Origin of the sequence: Pseudanabaena sp. 'Roaring Creek' (assembly GCF_001402795.1) — a bacterium.
GTDB lineage: Bacteria > Cyanobacteriota > Cyanobacteriia > Pseudanabaenales > Pseudanabaenaceae > Pseudanabaena.
In genome coordinates, this window is sequence record NZ_LIRE01000053.1 from 1 (window position 1) to 2,747 (window position 2,747).

General features: G+C 43.7%; 2 protein-coding genes. One reads left to right on the plus strand and one right to left on the minus strand.

Translation table 11 applies throughout. From position 1 onward, the window contains the following. Positions 1 to 166 precede the first annotated feature (166 nt). Positions 167 to 475 (minus strand): DUF5340 family protein, encoded by a 309-nt coding sequence (locus AC805_RS01735; RefSeq protein ID WP_009627002.1) that lies wholly within the window; start codon positions 473 to 475, stop codon positions 167 to 169. Between the two features lie 170 nt (positions 476 to 645). Here AC805_RS01735 and AC805_RS01740 point away from each other — a divergent pair, with 170 nt between their 5' ends. Beyond that, on the plus strand, positions 646 to 2,307 hold the full coding sequence (locus tag AC805_RS01740) for an S-layer homology domain-containing protein (RefSeq protein WP_055073821.1): 1,662 nt from the start codon (positions 646 to 648) through the stop codon (positions 2,305 to 2,307). Positions 2,308 to 2,747 lie beyond the last annotated feature (440 nt).

The following is a 2,747-nucleotide window of genomic DNA, read 5'->3' on the forward strand; positions in this document are numbered from 1 at the left end:
CCCAAAATAGAGTTGCGGCGCGTAGCGCCGCAACTCTATTTTGGGCTTTATATCTTAATTACAATGGCTATAGCTATATTTTGTGAATGGGGATTAGGGCAAAATCAAACCCCAAGAGGATAAGGTTGGCGCTTTGCGCCAACCTTATCCTCTTGGGGTTTGATTTCTATGGAGCTTGGGGTGGGCTAGAAATTTCTTTTAAAGATTTGCCCATCTCTTGCTCTGATTCGCTTAAAGACCAGCGATACGAAACTTGAACACCGTGATACTGGCAGAGATCTTCAACCTGTTTCTGTAAAGCAAAAGCCTTTCGCAGGTTAATAATCGCCGCCTGAAGATGTTCTCTTGAAACATTCATCTTTGCCGCTAGATGAGGTTGCTTCATTTCATTGTGTAAGGCTGGCAAAGTCTGGCGCTCTAATAGCTGAAGCAAAAGCTCGTAGTGGATATGGGATGGAACAGGGAGTGAACTCACAAATACCTCGATCGATGCAAAACCAAAGTTAAAACTTAGCTGTATATTTAATTGGAGTTTTTGGGGCTATGCCTCAAATCCCCTCAAGAAACTATTTGAAGTGCTTCGCGTCAAGCTCGACATATCCAAGACTTAAGTTGAGACTTATATAAATTGTAGAGGATAAATTTATGCTGTTTTCACAGACATCTCTGAGACTTACATTTCTTTTTGCTTTTGGACTATCTCAAATCTTCCCCCTAACTGAAGTAGCGATCGCTCAAAATAGCAACTTATCAAGCTCAAGCTCCTTAAATTCCCTACAAATCGCTCAAGCGAACACAATTATTTTTGTCTCTCCCAATGGCTCAGATAACAACTCAGGGTTATCCGCCGATCAACCATTGCAATCCATAACTGCCGCCCTCAAAAAAAATCCTCAGAGTGGGGCAACTATCCAATTAGCCTCTGGAACCTACTCGGCAGCAACGGGCGAGCAATTTCCTTTGCTCATCCCAGCGGGAGTTACTTTACGGGGGAATTCTAGCAATCAGGGGCAGGAAGTTATTATCTCAGGAGGAGGCAGCTTCGTCAGTCCCACCTTCGCGCGTCAAAATGTTTCTATGTTGACCGAAAAAGGCGCACGCATTGAAGGCATTACCCTTACCAATAAAAATACTAGAGGTTATGCCCTCTGGGTTGAGTCAGCACAGGACGTTATCATTACCAACAACACATTTGCTAACTCTGACCATGACGGAGTGTTTCTAACAGGTGTTACTTCAGCCACAGTTAGCAATAACATCTTTACTAAAAATGGTGCAAACGGGCTTTCCGCCGTTGGTGTAAGTTCGGGACAAATTCAGTCCAATACCTTCGACAACACTGGCTTTGGTTTGGCGATCGGTCAAAAATCTCAGGTAGCGGTTCTTTCTAATCGCATTGTTAATAACCGTGGGGGCATCGTTGTCTCAAATCTCTCCACCCCTTCATTTCGCAATAATTTCATTGCTAACAATCAAGAAAATGGATTAGTGATCCTAAAAGATCGGAAGGGTCAGCCCACAGTCGATCTCGGTACAACTACGAGTCCAGGTCAAAATATTTTTCAAAATAATAAATTAACTGATATCAACAATGCCTCTGGCGTAACCGTCGTTGCGATCGGCAATCAAGTCGATCCTAAACGAGTGCAAGGAGCCGTCGATCTTGTCCAAGCAACATCACCAATTCCTTCCCCCACAACTCCCACAACTCCCACACAAGTCACGTTTAAAGATGTTCCCTCAAACTACTGGGCGCAAACTTTTATTCAAGAGCTAGCTAGCAGAAATATTATCAAAGGATTTCCCGACGGGAGTTTTCGACCTAATGAACCCGTTACTAGAGCGCAATTTGCTGCCATTCTGAATCAAGCTATGAACAAGCCAACCGTTCGGAGTAACACCATTTTTACTGATGTCTCTTCAACTAATTGGGCTGCCCCCGCTATTCAAAAAGCCTACACCACAGGTTTCATGTCTGGCTATTCCAGCACGACATTCCGTCCCAATGAAAATATTTCCCGCGTGCAAATTCTAGTATCCCTAGCTAACGGATTGGGATATGTACCAGTCAAGTCTACGGATGCAACATTGCAAGCTTACACAGATGCGAGTACTATTCCCACCTACGCCCGTAACAGTGTTGCCGCCGCCACCGAAAATCGTTTGGTTGTTAACTATCCCAGCCTCAAGCTCTTAAACCCCAATCAACCATCTACGAGAGCCGAAGTCGCAGCTTTTGTCTACCAAGCTCTTGTGCGATCGGGGCAAATCCCAGCTGTATCCTCCCCCTATATCGTCAATCAATAATCAGTAAGTAGTCGTTTGAATTTATCTAAAAGCCCCTCAAGTATGTTGCAATATATATTGAAACATTCCTTTCGCTCAAAGCATGCCCACAAATGCTTTGAGCGAGATGAGCAGGGGAGGGGAATAAAACTTGGGAGAAAGTATTGACAAACGCAAGAAAGGTTGGTAACTTAATAAAGCGCTGAAGGGAAGCGGAGCGAAAGCTAAGCAACCCGAACTGAAAGGAAAAGCGCAAGGAACCTAGACAAAAGAATAGTTTGAGAGCTTTAAGAAACCAATAAACCTCGTCAAGAGAATAAAAGACTGGATTATTGAGAAATAACCAGCTATCCGACAGGATAAGCGAAAAGCAAAAAAAAGTCAAACCCATCCGAAAGGAAAAAGAGCTTTATGCAAGTAGGAAGAGATTCTGAAAGGATAGAGACACCATGGAGAGTTTG